The 18,445-nt window shown below is 40.2% G+C and carries 14 protein-coding genes; 2 read left to right on the top strand and 12 right to left on the bottom strand.

Annotated elements, in window-relative coordinates; translation table 11 throughout:
• Window positions 1-64: 64 nt before the first annotated feature.
• Window positions 65-772: a DUF3581 domain-containing protein gene (locus tag Q0976_RS02565; RefSeq protein ID WP_299490612.1), complete on the bottom strand. Its 708-nt coding sequence runs from the start codon at window positions 770-772 to the stop codon at window positions 65-67.
• A 177-nt stretch (window positions 773-949) separates the two neighbouring features.
• The gene (locus tag Q0976_RS02570) at window positions 950-1,693 is read right to left on the bottom strand and encodes a carbonic anhydrase family protein (RefSeq protein ID WP_299490613.1); all 744 of its coding nucleotides are present in this window, start codon (window positions 1,691-1,693) and stop codon (window positions 950-952) included.
• A gap of 225 nt (window positions 1,694-1,918) precedes the next feature.
• Here Q0976_RS02570 and Q0976_RS02575 point away from each other — a divergent pair, with 225 nt between their 5' ends.
• Window positions 1,919-2,944 carry an MBL fold metallo-hydrolase gene (locus Q0976_RS02575; protein ID WP_299490614.1) on the top strand — a complete coding sequence of 342 codons (1,026 nt, stop codon included), beginning with the start codon at window positions 1,919-1,921 and terminating at the stop codon, window positions 2,942-2,944.
• An 11-nt stretch (window positions 2,945-2,955) separates the two neighbouring features.
• Here the strand turns inward: Q0976_RS02575 and Q0976_RS02580 are convergent, their stop codons facing one another.
• The 5 genes from Q0976_RS02580 to Q0976_RS02600 all read right to left on the bottom strand — a co-directional run bounded on the left by Q0976_RS02580 (window position 2,956) and on the right by Q0976_RS02600 (window position 8,516).
• Entirely contained in the window at window positions 2,956-4,533 is a 1,578-nt protein-coding gene (locus Q0976_RS02580) for a GMC family oxidoreductase N-terminal domain-containing protein (RefSeq protein WP_299490616.1), read from the bottom strand.
• Between the two features lie 27 nt (window positions 4,534-4,560).
• Window positions 4,561-5,094 carry a redoxin domain-containing protein gene (locus Q0976_RS02585; RefSeq protein ID WP_299490668.1) on the bottom strand — a complete coding sequence of 178 codons (534 nt, stop codon included), beginning with the start codon at window positions 5,092-5,094 and terminating at the stop codon, window positions 4,561-4,563.
• 29 nt (window positions 5,095-5,123) lie between these two features.
• Window positions 5,124-5,540 carry a DUF3010 family protein gene (locus tag Q0976_RS02590; protein ID WP_299490618.1) on the bottom strand — a complete coding sequence of 139 codons (417 nt, stop codon included), beginning with the start codon at window positions 5,538-5,540 and terminating at the stop codon, window positions 5,124-5,126.
• Window positions 5,541-5,650: 110 nt separating this feature from the next.
• Complete coding sequence (locus Q0976_RS02595; RefSeq protein ID WP_299490620.1) at window positions 5,651-7,378, bottom strand: hypothetical protein; 1,728 nt, start codon at window positions 7,376-7,378, stop codon at window positions 5,651-5,653.
• Between the two features lie 109 nt (window positions 7,379-7,487).
• Window positions 7,488-8,516 carry a Gfo/Idh/MocA family oxidoreductase gene (locus Q0976_RS02600; RefSeq protein ID WP_299490623.1) on the bottom strand — a complete coding sequence of 343 codons (1,029 nt, stop codon included), beginning with the start codon at window positions 8,514-8,516 and terminating at the stop codon, window positions 7,488-7,490.
• A gap of 468 nt (window positions 8,517-8,984) precedes the next feature.
• Here Q0976_RS02600 and Q0976_RS02605 point away from each other — a divergent pair, with 468 nt between their 5' ends.
• Entirely contained in the window at window positions 8,985-11,462 is a 2,478-nt protein-coding gene (locus Q0976_RS02605; protein ID WP_299490626.1) for an alkaline phosphatase family protein, read from the top strand.
• Between the two features lie 122 nt (window positions 11,463-11,584).
• On the opposite strand, the gene Q0976_RS02610 is transcribed toward Q0976_RS02605, so the two are convergent.
• The 5 genes from Q0976_RS02610 to Q0976_RS02630 form a co-directional block, all read right to left on the bottom strand.
• On the bottom strand, window positions 11,585-13,750 hold the full coding sequence (locus Q0976_RS02610; protein ID WP_299490628.1) for an MFS transporter: 2,166 nt from the start codon (window positions 13,748-13,750) through the stop codon (window positions 11,585-11,587).
• A gap of 501 nt (window positions 13,751-14,251) precedes the next feature.
• Window positions 14,252-15,412, bottom strand: coding sequence for an MFS transporter (locus Q0976_RS02615; protein ID WP_299490630.1), 1,161 nt, complete (start codon window positions 15,410-15,412; stop codon window positions 14,252-14,254).
• A gap of 1 nt (window position 15,413) precedes the next feature.
• Window positions 15,414-16,268, bottom strand: a complete 855-nt coding sequence (locus Q0976_RS02620) for a 2OG-Fe(II) oxygenase family protein (protein ID WP_299490633.1) — start codon at window positions 16,266-16,268, stop codon at window positions 15,414-15,416.
• 526 nt (window positions 16,269-16,794) lie between these two features.
• The gene (locus Q0976_RS02625; protein ID WP_299490635.1) at window positions 16,795-17,127 is read right to left on the bottom strand and encodes a nucleotidyltransferase domain-containing protein; all 333 of its coding nucleotides are present in this window, start codon (window positions 17,125-17,127) and stop codon (window positions 16,795-16,797) included.
• The gene (locus tag Q0976_RS02630) at window positions 17,124-17,537 is read right to left on the bottom strand and encodes a nucleotidyltransferase substrate binding protein (RefSeq protein ID WP_299490637.1); all 414 of its coding nucleotides are present in this window, start codon (window positions 17,535-17,537) and stop codon (window positions 17,124-17,126) included. Before Q0976_RS02630 ends, Q0976_RS02625 begins: the two co-directional genes overlap by 4 nt.
• Between the last annotated feature and the right edge of the window lie 908 nt (window positions 17,538-18,445).

Here is an 18,445-nt window from a genome sequence, read left to right on the forward strand (position 1 = left end):
GTAATAAAAAAGACGATAAAACAAACACAAGTGAACAAGCGCCCACTTGTGTAAAGTTATATCACTATGCACTGACTGCTAATTTAAGCCCTTCATATTGATCGCACATGAGTTGCATTTGTTCTTCATCAATGGCCCTTAGCCCGCTTAGCACTAATGTTTTTTCACCCGTACCAATCAATTGCTCACCACAATGAAGTTCAAATTTTAATGTCACATCCCCACGCTTTCCATCAATGTGCAACTCTTTCTCAACGAGGCTTAAACGAACATCAGAAAACACTAAGGTATGCAAATCAATCGACATGCTTTCATAAATAATGAGCGGACGCGCAGGATTAACCATAACCCCTTGCTCTCTCATCATAGGTACAAGCACATGAATAAAATTAAGTCCAGAAAACGCCACATAACTGCGAATAAAAGCTTCAGTTTGGGTTAAACAACGGGTTGTTTCACCGCTGCGATGAACGCTTAAATAACACTTATCTTTTTCATCACATATATTGAAATCTTGCGCTTCATGTTTAGGAAAAACTAACGGGACATGATCGCCCACCATCCCTTCAAACTTAAAGGTCATTGTTTGACTTAAACCGTATTCGGCCAATGTTAAGGCAAAAAGTAAGTCACCAGGCACACAAAATCGCTTCGCATTCACATCATGAATGGGATTAAAATCTTGAGCCACATGTTTAGCGAAGCTGCTCGCTTGAGTCTGGCTAACCGAAATAACTTGATTTGTTTTATTAAAATAAGGACTTAAAAACATATTGCTTATTAACACTTAATATAAATCAAAAAATAGCCGCGAAGTATACAGCAAAACCCCCTCTTTACTCACCCGATGAGCTAAATTAACAGGAAATGACCCCTTTCATAATCAAAAATAGGCAATTAAGGGAAAAAAAAGAATAAGATCAACAGCCCCTAAGGGCTGTATGGATTATTATTGCAAAATCATTCTCGCATTGACCGATTGAATAGGGCGATTATTACCATGAGGGAACAATTGAGTAAATTGCGCAATTTGCGCTTTTGAAGCGGTGATAGGCTCTTTCATCACAAACCATTGCACACCTTCACTACAGGGTGGCGTTGTTAACGAACCATTAAAGCGATAATACTCATCTTGTTTAGGCAGTAACTGATTAATATTCACAGCCGTATTTAAGCGATTTTCTTGGCCCACTTTTTTCGGCATTGTATCCCATATTTTTGCCAATGCTGGGTTATAAGCACCTTCTTTAAACATCACACCAACTACCGCTAAATGACCGGCTTTGTCGGCATTGACAAAATGCACTTCCATCGGAAAAGACTCGCCTTCAATGGTATTTTCGCTGGGAGAGTGAAAATGCAGCTGCTTCAAATCAAACTGAGTATTCTCAACATTAATACTGCTCCCTTTTCCATACACAACTTCAATCGTATGACCATTATTAAGCACTTCTGCTCCACCCGCTTGATACTGGATATACAACTTAGGTAAGTCACCTTTAATCATTCCCGTTAAATTAATCGGTGATTGATTGACACCTTTAACACAAGTCGAAAAATTCGGGGCTAACTTCCCCCAATGACTTGGACCAATATCACCTGAATAACCCCATTGAGTTTGCTCTGTTGCCACAGCAGCATGTGAGGCCAAGCCGATGGAAACCGCACAAATCACGGACAAAACATTCTTCATACAATTATACTCCTGCACACATTTAAATAAGATGACAAATGAAATGACAATCTAAATCAAAACTAATTAAAAACATAACCCCTAAAAGAATATTTCGATTAAAATAAACCTAAACACTCAAAAAAACAAACTCAAAAATATTTAGCATCTTATTGATATAAAAACATATAATTTATAAACGAATAAAGACCAGATAATTATTTCTAAATCAATTTAGGCCTATTCATGAACAATAAACTCTCCCTATTACTCTTATTCTCTCTTTGGGGTTGTAGCTCACTTCCTCAAGCAAGCAACAATCATGACAATACCGGTATGACGCTTAAAAAGTCACCACAACACACGTCTATATTAATGAAAGCTCAATGGTCACATGGCGCTAAAGATTGTACTCATCATCAACAACCCACATTAGATATTTACCAACATAATGCCAATACTTTTATTATGAGACAAAATAAGTGCTTAACTTATGAAGCCCCTTTTATTTATGTGCTCATTGGACAAGATAAAATATTAATCATTGATACTGGAGACATCGAAAAGCATGCCGATATCTCAATGTACACACAAATCAAATCCGCCATAGGGCTCACACACCAAGATAAAAAGTGGCTTGTCATCCACAGCCATTCCCACGGGGATCATGTTGCTGGCGATCACTTTTTTTCAGCAAAAAAAAATGTGACCCTTGTTGGCACTAAAGCTCAAGACATTCAAAATTTCTTCGGTTTTAATGACTGGCCTAATGATATTGTGCAACTAAAATTAGGCCAAAGAACACTCAGTATTATTCCCACTCCAGGGCATCAAGAAGAAGCCATTACTGTTTACGATCCTGACACACAATGGTTACTCACCGGCGATAGCCTCTATCCCGGTAAAATCTATATCAAAGATTGGCAATCCTATAAGAAAAGTATTCTAAAACTCACTGACTTTTCAGAACAATATCCAGTTAAAGCCATTCTTGGTGCACATATTGAAATGAAAAATAAAGCCGGTCAATACTACCCCATTGGCACCCAATATCAGCCAAATGAATCCCCATTAGATTTACCTTTGAGTGATTTACATGCATTAAATGCAGTGCTCAATCAACATTTACATGAAAAGCAAGGCAACGATATTAAGGAACATAATGAAAGTAATAATGAAATAACCCCGCTAATCTTTGAACGTTTTATCATTGTGCCCATGAACTTTTTTCAACGAATGATGAGTAATATGGCACGACTCTTCAATAGCTAACATTATGGGTATTATGTGAGCCATTGAGCTAAAGACTCTGCAATCATCAAGGTTGGAGCATGGGTATTACCACTCGTGATCTTAGGCATAATTGACGCATCGGCAATATAAAGGTTATCCATACCATGCACGTTAAGTCTAGGAGACACCACCGCACCATCTTGAGGCGAATCCCCCATTCGGCATGTACCAACAGGATGAAAAATGGTGGTTGAGATATCCCCAATGGCACGGAGGATAGCTGTATCATCTACCAGTGCCTTTCCAGGTTTCAATTCTTCAGGAAAATAATGTGCCAATGCTTGCTCACTGGCTATCTTTCGCGTAAGACGTACCGCATCAATGGCAACTTGTTTATCATATTGCGCCGATAAATAATTTGGATTGATATCAGGCATGCTTAATGGATTGGAAGAGTGAATATGAACACTACCACGACTGTGTGGTCTTAAATGGCACACACTGGCAGTTAATCCTGGAAAAGTATGTAATCGAGTCCCCAGTTTATCTGCCGTCATAGGTTGTATATGAAACTCAAGATCAGGACGAGTCACACTATCATTGGATCTAAAAAAAGCACCGAGCTGACTAGGAGCCATCGCCAAAGGTCCTGTACGTTTAATGGCATATTCCAACCCCATTAACGCCTTTCCCCACCAATGTGCCGCTTTTTGATTCAATGTTTGTCCATGTTTCAATTTAAATGACACACGAATTTGTAAGTGATCTTGTAAATTTTCACCCACTCCCTCAAGTGGCAAATGACATGGCACTCCAAATTGTGACAAATGCAACGCTTGCCCAATACCACTTCGCTCTAAAATATTCGGTGATCCTATCGCGCCAGCACATAAAATCACACGTTTACCGAGCACCACTTGCTTTTTATGCTTGTGCACAATATGCACTCCGGTCACCTCTGTACCATTAAGCATTAATTTATCCACTAAACAATGAGTGTATACCGTTAGGTTTTTTCTTGAGATGACAGGATGCAAAAATGCTTTAGCATCTGAACAACGCAGACCTTGACGTTGATTAACATCAAAATACCCCACACCTTCATTCATTCCGGTATTAAAATCGGTACAGGCTGGCATGCCATAATCCATACAAGCCTGTCGCCAATCATTTAATACCGTCCAATTCAACCTTTGAGGCTGGACATCTAATTCACCTTGCCCACCGTGAAACTCACTGTCCCCCTGATGATAACGTTCAAATGCCTTAAAACGAGGTAACACTTGTTCCCATCGCCACTCATCAAAACCCCAACGATTAAAGTCTTCTGCTTGCCCACGCATGTAAATCATGCCATTAATACTGGAACAGCCTCCCAGCACTCGCCCTCTCGCATAAGGAATAACACGGCCATTTAAACCCACTTGGGGAACCGTTTGATAACACCAATCTGTTTTAGGGTTTCCTAAAGTATACAAATAGCCTACTGGTATATGGATCCAGTGCCAATTATCTTTTCCACCGGCTTCAACTAATAACACCTGATGCTGAGAGTTTTCAGATAAGCGCTTAGCCAGCAAACATCCAGCACTGCCGGCGCCAATAATAATGGTATCGAATGTTTGCATAACGCCTCCTTGGCCAAAGGCGTTGTGTTAACGCTTTTCGATTCCAAGAGATTGTAAATTCTTGGCAATGTCTTCAGCAGCGGTATTAGCATTGATATCATCATCAATTTTTAAAATAGTGCCATCTTGACCAATATAAAAGGTTTCTCGGCTCGCCACGCCTAAAAAATTCAGCACATCGTAAGCTTTTGCCGTCGCTTTGGTAGGATCGCTTAACATAGGAAAATCAACATTTTCTTTTTTAGCAAAATCTTGATTATCTTCTAACGGATCCACACTGGCCATCATATACACCGCATTATAAGCTCGGATCAAACTCCCTTTTTGTACTAAAGAACGGCATTCTTGAGTACACACTTTAGTATTGGCCATTGGGTACCAAGCTAATACTACCGTTTCCTTTCCTAAATAATCACTGAGCTGATAAAACTTACCATTAGTCGCTTGAAGTTTAAAATTAGGCGCCTTGTCACCCACTTTCAATGATGCCGCATTAACGATGCAGCTCATCATAGATAAAAATAACACCAACACGATGTTAACTTTATTGCATTTTTTCATCATAGAGTCCTCATGGTTTAATGATTTGACTAAGCCTTCAAACCTTCATAAGCAAGATCATAAGCTTTCGCAAGATCTTGCGTTTTCGGCTGTGCATTTTTATTTCCTTGTTCACGCTTATCCGTCGCTCTTAATGTCGCAGGATGAATAAACGTCACTTCACATTGAGCCACAGTCAGTAAAATGCCTTCAATAACAAACGTCCCAGCCCCTCCCGCGCCTTGTCCCGTAGTTGCTCGGCGATTCACCATGACTTTCTCAATACCATAAGCTTGGCAATAGGCGTGAAAGTTTGCCACAAATTGCACCACATCCTCTTGAGTAGGATGTTTAGATAAGCTCAATTTATTATCTTTAGGTGCCAATAACACATGCTCTGTTCTCGTGCCAGACAAAGTCACTATTCTCACATCATTAGACTTTAATAATAATCCTGCTACTACCACTTGATGTCTCCTTTTTTATACTATACCCGTGATACTTGAAGATGCTGGGGATATATCCAATGAAAAAACAGCCCTTAAGGGCTGTTTTTTCGCAAGTTTATTCTAATAATCTACTGTTCATTGTTTTTATATGATTTCACAAAAGAATCAATAATAATCCCTCCCTCATCCACATTTAGGGCAATTTTCACTTCCATATTTTGTGGCTCAATGTTAGACAAATCGACCACATCATGGGCCCCCGTTATTTTGGCGTAAGCTTGTAATGGCGCCAACATTCTACTGGAATCAAATGCCACCATGGCTAAATCATTTTTCACCAGTTTCTCAAGGCCTAATTGTTCTGCAGCGGCTTGACCTTTTTTACCACTATAAATCACTAAGTGTTTCCCCTTAATCGCTAACTTTAATGCTATTGGCCATTCAGAAGGTAGCCCCAGAGAGTCAGTAATATCAACCACACTCCCATCGCTAGGAAGTGTCACTTTGGCAAAATTCGGCAAAAACATTTTGGCCATGTTCAGCAATAGCACTGGCTCATCACTGCTTATACTGGCAATGAAATCAGCTGACTTAAGGACAGCTCCGCCATCGCTTTCAGTCAACTGATAATCAAGTAAAGACACACTGGCCCCCATCACCCCTTTTGCCATTGATGTCATCATACCCAGCATGGCGGGATCGCTCTGAGATAGCTGTAATTGAAACTGCTTTAATGACTCACATTGATACTCAGGTGTCAGCAAATCATCCCAAATATCGGCTAATGAAGATGCAATTTGTGACGTATCAAGTCCCAGCCCCAAAGCCGCAACAGCCCCATCGAGATGTTGAACATAATGGGGTATAAAACCTCGCATCGCCCCCAAGGCATTTAGGATCACAGTATTATTAGTTTCAATAACCGTTGTTAAATCAAACATGCTCGACTCTTCTGTCACCGAATAGCCTTTTAATCCCATGACAGTTCGAGGCCAATTAGCCGCTATTCCCTGCAACTCTTGACTGCATTGCACTTGTTTAAACTCTGCAAATCCATCTTCGCCTTCAATTTTTGCGTAACGAGCAAGTTGCGTGGCTAAACGGTTACCATCAAGTGTTGTGATCCCTTTGATCAAGGCCTCATGATTGATAAAACTCACACTTGAATCTGAAAAGTGATACTTATCGATAATTTTGTCTAACATCACTGAATCTGATAACGCATCTGAAATAGGTGATATTTCAAGTGCTGAAGTCAGTAAGTCTTCATCATTTAGTGCCGTATTAAATGTCACGATTAACCTGTGATGATTCACTGCAACCAACATATCTAACTTCGTTGCTTCATCCCCTAACGCATATATTCGATATTGCACCTGCTGTAATTGACCTTGAGTATGCGTCATACCACTTTGAGACTCAGCTTTATCGAGTTGATGCCAAAAAGCTTTTTCATTAGCAATATCGACCTTTAAAACAGGTATTGCTCCCCAAGTATAAAAATAGCCATGAACGGCTTCAGCCAACCCCCAAGTTTGAATAAACTGTTCACCAGAAGTTAAACTGGTGACATATTCATTAAATAACACATTAAAAAACTGCCCACGGGGATCATCCGTTATCGGTAAGCCTTCAAATAATTCAGCCGTCGCTTTTTTATCCGCATCAGATAAAGAATTAACATAAGTCTTAATTGGAAAAGGCGTTAACTGAGCAGAAAAAAGCGGCGTTTCTTGAGGAATATAGTTCAGCGCAGTATTTTGCAAAAATTGATCGTTATTTTCTTTGTCTTGACTCAGCCAATATCCCAGTGCACCAGCGGCAACAATGGCCCCTGCAATCAAGATTTTTTTCATTTCAAAAACTCCATGTGTTTTAAGACTGTTATTGCAACAACCTTTCTTATAATAAAACTAATCTTACGCTATTACCTAACTCAATGCGGAACAAAAACCCTATATAAGACTATTTTCCTTGTAAGGTTTGCTCTATTACCTTTTGCACCAAAAGCGCTTCTTGAAAACTCGCCAATCGATGGGGTTGTCCTTGCATCATCAAACTCAGCTCGTCCAATTGTAGCCTGACTGAACCATGCACTTGAGGACACTCAATCACTTTCCATCCCGATTGGGAGCCTAATTCAAGCATGGAGAAATCCTTAAAACGCAATGAGGCCTGCTCACCATATAATGTCCATTCATTTTCATCCGGTGCATTGCCCCCTACAGAGCCAATCAGTCTCACTAAAATATTCCCACAATCATATTCGGCCATTACGGCTATTTCAGCATGGTTTTCATTGTCCATAGGATAATGTGCATGGCTATGCTTAAGTTTCATTTCACCTAATAATCTATGTTGCATAAACACAAAATGGGTAAACACCTCACGAATAAAGCCTCCTTGTTCCCGCAAAGAAAGCCAATTTGAGGCATCTTGTTGCCAATGTCTTGGCCACGCACTGTATTGCAATTTAATGTCAACATGGGACAGTGTGCCTAGCTGACCACTGTCAATAATCGACTGCATAGCCGTTAGTTCAGGGCTAGTGGCCAATGACAAATTCACCACAGCCTTAGTGACCTGGCTCAAGGGCTGATTTTCCATGTCCTCAACAAAAGAAGCCGCTTCATTCACATCCACTGCCAAGGGTTTTTCACACCAAATGGCTTTACCCACCTTAAATGCTAATCGGCAATAATCAATATGCGTATTAGGCGGACTGGCAATATACACCACATCCACATCATCACGCTCAAAAAGGGCTTCGGTCGATCCTTCAAAATCAATATCGGCATACTCCGGTTTGCTCTTTTGTATTGGCATCAAGTTTGGCTCAAATATGCTCATCACCTTAAAGGCAGGATTCTCCAGTGCACCATCCAGTACAAATTGCCCCATCGTCCCTAAACCTACAATCCCTAATCCTATAACCTTCGGCTCTATGGCTTTTCGTTTTAATCCCGCGGTAGCAACCTTATCCATGTCATTCATTATGTTTTTACGTCCTTTAAATCTCATGTTCATTCACCGAATAGTGCTTTCTACTCAGCATATTAAAATCATTAACAAACTGATTTTTAAGTTAAAAATATTATCCCCATCTCAGTTAAGGTTAAGAAAACCGTCAATAAAAGAAAACGACACCTATACTCGTGAGCGAAGGCTTCCCAATCACGGGGATAAATGTGTATTTTTATAAGAAATAGGTAGTCGAAAAAGTAAAATCAAACATTAATATACGTTAATTATTGTTAATCATATGAATGTATAGTATATCAGTAGGCCTTTTTTGGGGGGTATTTATCCCTTAATTATTGTTAGTATATTAATTATGGTTAATATATATTCGATAATCTTAGTGGTAAGGCAAAGAGATTGAATGAATTCAAAATGCAAAATGGCCTCGGTTGCCAATGACCCAATAATCTCCATCATGTTAAAATATAAAGGTACGCCCTGATGCAATCTCATTTTTTTAAAAGAATATGCATTCTTTTACTGCTTATACTACTCTGGGGCTGCAATGACTCTCCAGAATCCGTAAAAAAACCTCGATTAGTCGTACTCGTCACGTTAGATCAAGGTCGATTCGATTACCCTTTAGCAGCAAAAAATACCCTCGAAAACGATGAGAATCAATCTGGCTATACTGGATATGGTTTAGCCGAAAAAGATCCCAATTCCGCATACGCTAAATTTAAACAACAAGGTTTTGTCGCCGACTTTGCGCTGATTGAGCACAGTTCAACCTTGACCCCTCAAGGCCACCATACCATCAATACGGGTGGAAACCCTTGGCAACATGGTTTTCCAAGCATTAATTACACCCGTTACGATACTAATGGCGCTAAACCAAGCCCTAAACAATATGAATGTGCAGATAGTCGTTACCTAACGTTTGGTGTCCCCCAAAAAAACAATGATATTGCCAATGCTTACATGGGCTGTCAATCAAGCTACACTATGGTATGTGCCTTTACTCAAGAAAAAACCCTCAACACTAAAAATCAAGTCATTCAAGCTCAGCCTTGTAGTTTCCCGACTAACGTCGTGAACGAAAAAGGACAAACTGTCGATAACAACTATTACTTTTCTTATCTAAATGGCAATAAAGCAGCGTTATCTCAGCCACCCATTACCTTAGGTGATGCGATTTATAAAACCTATAATGCGAATAACATTCACAATGGCCATCGTAAAAAGAAGAATGAAGTCAAAGTCTTCGGTATTGGAACTTGGGATGAACCTGGTGTCACAATGATGGGGCGAAGCGGCCGCTTCTTGTTCGTCAATGCCTTAAATGGGCAATACACTAGCTCTAACTATTTCTACCCTAACGGATTACCGACTTGGCTAAAAACATTTAATCAGCAAAATAACTTAATCGATTATTACCAAAAAATATCCCAAGATCCTAACGAGCCTATGCTCACCCTATCACCCGATAAATCAGGCTTTAACTGGATCTTGCCTGATAGTGCAGAGAATTATAAAAATGCCGAATTTCAGCAAGACTCACGTAATACCGCTTGGATAGAACCACCTGTTGCACTCAGTGCTCAGGGAAAAATCATTAAACAAAGCGCTAACTACCCCCATTACTTTTCAAATCAATCGATTTTAACCCTATCTCAACAAGCCTATTTCTCACCTTTTTCAGAAGGGCGTAACTTTGAGCTGGCCAAAAAACTCATCATTGAAGAAGACTTAGGTCAAGATGATGCGCCAGACTTATTAATATTAAACATCAGTGCGTTAGATATGGTCGGGCATATGTATGGTCCGGACAGTATTGAACATGAACAAACACTGGGTTTTATTAATCGACGCTTTGGCGAGTTTCTTGATTTTATAGATAAGCAAATAGGTAAAGACAATGCGCTCGTGGTATTCAGTGCAGATCATGGAATGGACTCTATTCCAGAGTTACTTCAAAACGGTGCCGGTGTCAGCTATCAAAATAAAAAACGCTTTAAACAATTGGCCCAATTTTATACCCAAGCTGACAAGGCGATAGACAAGGAAGCCGTCGAAAAACTCAACCGGCAAGCAAATCGATTATGCATTCATAAAAATGCAGGGCTTGGAGCATGTCAGCAACGTCATAATCCCAAACAACAATATTTTCTCGATACCACTAATAACATAATCGGCCAATTGCTCAATCAAACCGGAAACTATGTAGCCGAAGTCACTAATCCAGGTCTATTCCTCAATCGACAGCAAATTGTCTCACGCCTCCCTCTGGGGGGCTATCCACAAACTTTAGCCGGTTATCAAACCTTTATTGATGATCTGATCACTCAACTCACAGCACAAGCTCAAAAACAGCACCCTAAGCAAATCGATGCTTATTTCTCAGCATTCAAGTTACGCAATACAGCACTAGCCAGTCTTGATTACAAAAAAGATGCGTTACTCAGAAAAGCTATACTCACCACAGATCGCAATAACATCAATGGTGCCTTAGTGGTTGCAGATGATGGTCGCCAGTTTACCATCACCACTGGTCGTTCAGGGGATATTACCATTATCCCAGCTCCCCACACCTATTTCTACCAAGGTGAAAAGGATGCCGCAATGCACGGAACAGCCCAATGGTATGACAGTGCGATTCAATTAATGTTTTGGGGCAATAAAATCACCCAACAAAGGTTGCCACAACTGAGTCAGCCCATGAGACAACGAAGCATCATTCGCCAACGTGACATTACCCCAACCATAGCCGCTATTTTGGATATTCCTATCGAAAACTATCCACTGCCGGGTAAAAATAAGCTCAATCAAATTTACGGTAGACCCATTAATGACATTATGGCTATGTACAATATAGTATCACCTTACAACTCAGTACCAGAGCTACAAATCTCAGATGCATATTTAAACAATACACCTTTGGAATATTTGGGCCCACCAACGAGAAAAAATATGCCGTAAATAAAAGACTCAGCCATTAGCACTCAAGCATGAATGCTAATGGCTGCCATAGCGATACCCGTGATACTTCAAGATGCATGTTTTCATAGTCTGTAAAAGCACCTAATATTTAAGCTAGTGCTCTATTCCGTTAGATCAGATTGAACCTGCACGGCATCTTGTAATTGCTGCTCAACATCACTCGACAATGGCTTATCTTCTATCGCCGCAGTTAACTCGCTATCTTCAATTTCACTTGAATCTTGCAATATTTCTAGCATATCCGATGCCACTTCAGGAAAGGAGTCCACAAAGGTGCTTGCAACGTCCACGGCTTGCTCAGGGACACTTTCAACAATGTGGTTCACATAAGTGTTAACCGCAGTTTCAATATGATCTAACGCATCAGCGGATAATCTGGCTTCTCCAGACTCATCATTATGACAATCACTTTCACTTTCAATCAAGTTTTGCACATAGGCTTCAGCCACTTCACTTGAAGATTCAGGCAAAGATTCTGATACTGTAAATGCCAGTTCCGCAGACTGCTCAGGAGCCACATCCGTTAGGCGATTATAAAGTTCTGCTGCCGTACTTTCTGGCGCCGCAGCCACCCTATCCACCGCTCGCATGTCATCTAAAGAGTCAGATAAATGAGTCACATACTCTTCCGTCATTTCCAGTAATTCACCGGGATATGCTTCCACCATATTCTCAGCAGCTAAGGCCATCAATTCAATACCATCATCAGGCATGGCATTGGCGATAGCCACGACAATATTGGTAAATTGATCAGGATATTCTGTTGTGATCCAATCAACCAATTGGTTCGCTTGCTCCGGTGAGGCATTGGTCAATGCTTGGGCAATATGAATACTCATTTGCGGCGCTGCCGAAGTGATTGCCGCATATAATCTTCCAATGTCAATGGCATCAATCGTACTTAATGCCGCGGCTAAATTTGATGCATTGGCAGGATCCCGCAATACTAAAGCTTTGGCCATATTCACCGCAGCCGATGGGTTTTTCGTTGCCAAGTTAATCGCCACTTCAACTTCAGCGGTAGGCTCAAACTGTGCCTCAGCGTATTGGGTGCGAGGATCCAGCTCAGAGACCACACCACTGGGGGTTTGCATGATAAAACTTTCTTGAGAATCTATCGGTAACGCTTGACGCAGCTTCATCAAAATACCAATGAAGATTAACAAACTAAAAGCAGCAAAACTCACAAAACTAAATAAGGCATTATCACCAAAAGTATTCATGGTCACAGAAGCAAAATAAGGACCCACAATGCTGCCAAGCGCATAAATGAACAATACGGAACTCATCGCCGATAAAATTTGCTCTTTTAATACGGTTTCAAAGGTTTCAGCCATGCTCATAGGATAAAAACACGCCACCAAACCGGTTATTAACGCAATCACGCATAAGGTTAATATAAACAGATCACTTGCCATGAGTAAAGGAAGCGCCAAACACAATCCAATCAATGCCACCACCATCATTAACATGATTTTTCGGCGGTCAAAGTTATCCGACAAATAAGCTATGGGAAATTGTAAAATAATCGCCCCAGAAATAGCAGCCCCCATAAAGACAGATAAATCAATGCCTGAAAGCCCCTTTTTATGTGCAAAAATAGGCAAGAGATTCGTTAGTCCCGCATACAGGAGTCCACTGAAAAAACTACTCACCACACCTAAAGGAGACAGTTTAAACACTGTCATTAAAGACATCGATTGGCTGTCTTCAATCTGCGGACCCACTTGTCGACTGATGACAATGGGCGTAATGGACAAACTGAAGAGAATACCGCAAATAACAAAAAGGGTAATATTTTCAATAGGCGCGACATTTAATAAGAATTGTCCAGCAAATAATGCCGTCATCACCATCATCTGATTAATCGATAAAATCCTACCGCGATTTTTTTCGGTGGCGCTATCACTAAGCCAACTGTCTAATGTGGCATTAATACATGCAATGCAAAAACCCGTCAACATCCGCATCAATGCCAACATAATCGGCTCTGGATACAAGCCAGACAGTAAAATCGCAACGGATGTTAGGCTACCACACATGGCAAATATTCGAATGTGACCCACACTCTGTAACAAGCTGCGGCTATAATAGGCACCCAATACAAATCCTACATATAGCATAGACAGTACTAAGCCCATGCTATCAAGACTCACCCCATCACTTTGCATGCGCACAGGCAACAAAATATTACTGAGGCCATAGCCCAGCATTAATAAAAAGCCGCTTATCAATAACAATAAAAGGGGTTTAAGGGTGGTTTTCACAAGGCTATTCTCATTCTTTTTCTAATGCATTCATTCAATTGACGACCCACTAAAGATAGCAGTCTTTCTACCACTTTAGGCGTAACCGACACACAGTCGCGATTTTATACTAATCCCACTCAATATGTGATCTTTCATTGACATTAAAACATGTAATAAACACTTTTATTAATCACTGAAATAAGTCGCCAAAGTAAAAGAGATAGCTAAACGTGGGTAGGAATATGCGCTAAAGGCTTAGATGCAGTGTAGGTAAGATGATGAGCTCATCAATACATTGATAACTTATTGAGTAAATAAAGTTATCCCTATACAACGGCTAGCCAAATCTCCCTATTTATCGCTTATAGCGATCATTGTTATGACCTTCGACTTGCAGCGGGCTGTTGTATAAATACAAAAATAACTCGCCGTTAATATCTGAGCTACATGGATAGCAGAAAGGCCTTAAAAGCCTTCCATAAAAATGAACCTTTTATGGAAGGCTATCTCATACCACGATCAAATCAATGTGCTTTTTTTCATTAACAAGCCAGCCGACAGTGCGGCAATCCCAGCAAGTACAAAAATAAGCATGGTTTCACTTGGCTGAATTTGTGAACTTAACAAGCTAAGTACACTCCAAAAGCCAATACAGATACAACCTTGTAAAGACGCTGCATAGCCTGAATAATAATCAGCAAATATGCGTAACGATCTTGCCATTGCATTAATGAAAAATAAGCCGCATAAAATCGCCATCAAACACAGGTACACTCCGATGTCCCAAACGGAATGGGGTAATAGCCATTGTTTTATGACAAAAGTCATAGCTAATCCTGTATTTGCCCATATAGAAAAAGCGATAATACTTTCTTCAGAGTAGTATTTTAATAAAACAATATTACTCATAGCAGCGACGGCATAACACCCGCCCATCACTAACGCAAACAGCCCATATTCATAAGTTGAAAAACCAAAATCATTTTGAAAAATATACGGTGACAGCAAATGAGCAATCACCATTCCTCCCCAAAATAACGTCATCAGCAAAGTTAATACCGTAAATTGAGTTGTTTTCAATATGCGCCTAAAAATCACTAATCTACGTTTCCAATCTAACCGCTTCTGGGCGATTTTATGCTCCTTAAGTTTCAATGTTAATAACAACAATATGACTTGATAAACCAGCAAAATAAGAAAAATACTTTGCCATGAATAAAAAAAGGTCATTGTGGCCCCAACATAAGGGGCAATAATAGGCGTAATGGAATAAAAAAATTCAAAACAAAGAAACCCCCAAGTCAAGTTTTGACCTTGATAGTTATCCATGAGCAAAGGAGTCGCTAATATTGACGCACTTAATCCAACCCCTTGCAACGTTCGGCCCACTAAAAAACTCGTCGAGGTTTCATATGACAAAATGATTGCTGTACCCAACACACTCATGCACAGCCCCATCACTATGATATTTTTGCGTCCTAATTGTTCAGATAAGATCCCCGCCACCAATAGAAAAACCGCATTAGCACCAAGGTATAAGATTAACGAAGCATTTGCGGCAATATAACTCATATTCAAAGCGACTTGAATATCAGGCAGTGCCACTAAATAAATGTCAACAAAGACTTGATAAGCAACGCCTATCAGCACAGCAACAAGTAGGGGCATGATACGCGTCATATTATTTAACCTTTAACTCTTTATAACGTTCCTGTAAGAAGCTATGCGCGGTATGCGTTTCTGATAACGTACATTCGCTTTTAGGATGGACACAAAAAGCAAGCGAAATACGTTCCTCATTGGCACTGTCTGCTTGTATTACTCTATGATAAAAAGATGGATAAAAATCTCTGGTACGCATTGCTAACATATCACCGGAATTAACCACTATGCTATTGGGTACATATGGAACAGACTGCCATTCACCCTCCCTTGTTTTGGCTTCTAAACCTGCGCTAGAAACATTTGGTAGCAATGTCACTAAATTGATATCAGCATGAGAATCAGCTCGTTGCGCACCAGCCTTAGCATCTTCTGAGAAAGTATCTAATGGAGGGTAATAATTCATTCTAAACAACGTTTCAGGTGAACCACTTGCCATATTTTGCAAAGGTTCATCTAATTCACTCTTTATTTCTTCAGGTAAGTATTCATTTAACCAGCTGAGCAATATTTCCGACAAATCTAAAAGGCGCTGTCTAATTTCATCACTATTTTGTTGTTGTTCTGGCGGACATTGGTGTCCAATATAATAATGATAAATTTCTTTTAAATCTTTTTTAGTAAACCCTTTAGCTGTCTCCGATATGGAACGAGGAATAAATCCCGCAACCTTACCTGTTTCATATAAAAACTGTCGTTTAGACTCTTCACTCAGATAAAAAAAGCGTAACCAATTGGCATATAAACGCTCAATTTCATCTTGTTCTATCCCTGTATTGGTTAAAATAACAAACCCTGATTCACGAAGTGCTTCTGCGAACTCCTTAGCCACTTCATCCCTCTGAACATTACCACCTATATCAATGTTCCTCATTACTTTCTGTCTTCCTGACATGAAAAAGGATCAGCATACTACCACACAACTACATGAAAAACCTACATTATTAATAAATGACCTATACAGATAAATAAGAGCATAAGTACACGCTCTTTCTTGTAATAAGACTGGGATTAGGAAGACTGCTCGTCCTTATCTGGAATATCCCTATTCAAAGCCAGTTCAGCATCGATATAAATGGATTTATGAATGCCGTGATAGCAGAGATGCTATGGAACGGCCATGCTTCTCATTCATGAGCTCATGACATTGTCATATTCACCCTATTTTCGAAGGCATACAGGTGTATTCACACGGGATAAAAAGCAAATCAGCTGTCTGTGTGGCAATGAACTTTGATCTTCTGCTGTAACCGTTATGACCACATTTCTAAGCTGCCTGTGCGGTAGTGAACATGAAATATTATCATACAAAACGAGAGTAAAATAAGGGTGATAAAATCGACCCGCTAAAGGAACCTATCGTCACCCTGACAGCGATTGCAACGCTAGTATCTTAGTATCTAGCTGGCCACTTTGCTCGCTAACAGAATACCGTGCTCTTTAATGTGACGACGAAGCGGCTCTGGGCTTGCTTGAGTCATGTGCACAATATCAAAATAATAAGGTAAACACGTCTCTTCGTTCAACGCATAATTGAGTGCACTCACATCACGACTCGATACCTTGTCCCCCATCACCGCCAAATCAACATCTGAGCCGGGTTTATAAGTTCCCTTAGCGCGAGAGCCAAATAACACCACTTGGGTAAAAACAGGAAACAGCTCAATCTCACGCAGTAGCATTTTAAGCTCATTTTCCGTCAGCCCCAGTTGTACCGCACTGACCAAACTCATTTCAAGTCAGCCAATTTGATGTTAAAGGTTTGATGCAAGTCACGTAATAGTGGGTAATACTGCTGCTTAATCTTCTCTTCGATTTCTTTAGCCGTCTGCTCTTGATAGGTATGCACCGTTAAATTACGATCTTTTAGCGCTTCAAGCCAAAGCCCACCCTCTTCAATCAGCTGATATTGAAACGCCTGCTTAATGGCATCCCTTGGACTTTTAATGATAAAGCCTTCGAGTTCTTGATAATCTTTAAGAACTTTCCAAGCCAGCTCAAAACTCATTTCGAAAAACTGGATCATGCCCGCACGCTCAATCACCGACAAACTCGGCATATTTACCGTTTGCTGTAATAATAAAAATGCTCGTTCAAAGTTCTGAAACCGCTGCGCCCATCGCACTTCATAATAATCTGACATACTCAACCTTTTAATACTAATGACGTGTGAGACATAATCGCTGTTAACATCGCTGACCTTTCACATTATGCCAGTATATCCAACCAGCACAATGTGATGTCTACATTATCGAATGTATTCCAATGCTTGACCAGCGTTAATTTTCTAAGCCGCCTATGTGGCAGTGGTAGCATGATGAATTCATCAACACATTGAGAATTCATTGAATAAATAAAGTATATCCCTATACAACCGCCAGCCAAATGTCCCTATTTGTCGCTTATAGCGATCATTGTTATGACCTTCGCCTTGCAGCGGGCTTATGTGTAAGTAACTTTCGGGACGCTGTGAACCCGTCCTTGGGCACTCTGCGATTTCATCCTTGAAATCGAAGCCCTCGAGTTCACTTACACTGATGGAAAAGCAAAACCATGAATGCAACCAGCTGTTTCACCGTTCTATTTCCAAACAACCTGTACGGCAATGAAATACTGTAACAAGTTTCAGTATGATGGTTTACTCATTTTGCACACAAAATCAATAAACTAAAAAACATTTCTTTTCTCGTGCAAAGCACGAAACTCATAGCAAAAAAACGCTGTTATTTTTTGCTATTTCTAAGCCGCCTGTGTGGCAGTGCTGAAATGATGAATTCATCAACACATTGAGAATTCATTGAATAAATAAAGTATATCCCTATACAACCGCCAGCCAAATGTCCCTATTTGTCGCTTATAGCGATCATTGTTATGACCTTCGCCTTGCAGCGGGCTTATGTGTAAGTAACTTTCCGGACGCTGTGAACCCGTCCTTGGGCACTCTGCGATTTCATCCTTGAAATCGAAGCCCTCGAGTTCACTTACACTGATGGAAAAGCAAAACCATGAATGCAACCAGCTGTTTCACCGTTCTATTTCCAAACAACCTGT

The organism is uncultured Shewanella sp., from assembly GCF_947501665.1.
Classification (GTDB): domain Bacteria; phylum Pseudomonadota; class Gammaproteobacteria; order Enterobacterales; family Shewanellaceae; genus Shewanella.

What these genes read in the sequence shown, in the direction of transcription:
- Q0976_RS02565 (WP_299490612.1), bottom strand. Translation starts at nt 772, where the DNA reads ATGTTTTTAAGTCCTTATTTTAATAAAACAAATCAAGTTATTTCGGTT.
- Q0976_RS02570 (WP_299490613.1), bottom strand. Translation starts at nt 1,693, where the DNA reads ATGAAGAATGTTTTGTCCGTGATTTGTGCGGTTTCCATCGGCTTGGCC.
- Q0976_RS02575 (WP_299490614.1), top strand. Translation starts at nt 1,919, where the DNA reads ATGAACAATAAACTCTCCCTATTACTCTTATTCTCTCTTTGGGGTTGT.
- Q0976_RS02580 (WP_299490616.1), bottom strand. Translation starts at nt 4,533, where the DNA reads ATGCAAACATTCGATACCATTATTATTGGCGCCGGCAGTGCTGGATGT.
- Q0976_RS02585 (WP_299490668.1), bottom strand. Translation starts at nt 5,094, where the DNA reads ATGAAAAAATGCAATAAAGTTAACATCGTGTTGGTGTTATTTTTATCT.
- Q0976_RS02595 (WP_299490620.1), bottom strand. Translation starts at nt 7,378, where the DNA reads ATGAAAAAAATCTTGATTGCAGGGGCCATTGTTGCCGCTGGTGCACTG.
- Q0976_RS02600 (WP_299490623.1), bottom strand. Translation starts at nt 8,516, where the DNA reads ATGAATGACATGGATAAGGTTGCTACCGCGGGATTAAAACGAAAAGCC.
- Q0976_RS02605 (WP_299490626.1), top strand. Translation starts at nt 8,985, where the DNA reads ATGCAATCTCATTTTTTTAAAAGAATATGCATTCTTTTACTGCTTATA.
- Q0976_RS02615 (WP_299490630.1), bottom strand. Translation starts at nt 15,412, where the DNA reads ATGACGCGTATCATGCCCCTACTTGTTGCTGTGCTGATAGGCGTTGCT.
- Q0976_RS02620 (WP_299490633.1), bottom strand. Translation starts at nt 16,268, where the DNA reads ATGAGGAACATTGATATAGGTGGTAATGTTCAGAGGGATGAAGTGGCT.
- Q0976_RS02625 (WP_299490635.1), bottom strand. Translation starts at nt 17,127, where the DNA reads ATGAGTTTGGTCAGTGCGGTACAACTGGGGCTGACGGAAAATGAGCTT.
- Q0976_RS02630 (WP_299490637.1), bottom strand. Translation starts at nt 17,537, where the DNA reads ATGTCAGATTATTATGAAGTGCGATGGGCGCAGCGGTTTCAGAACTTT.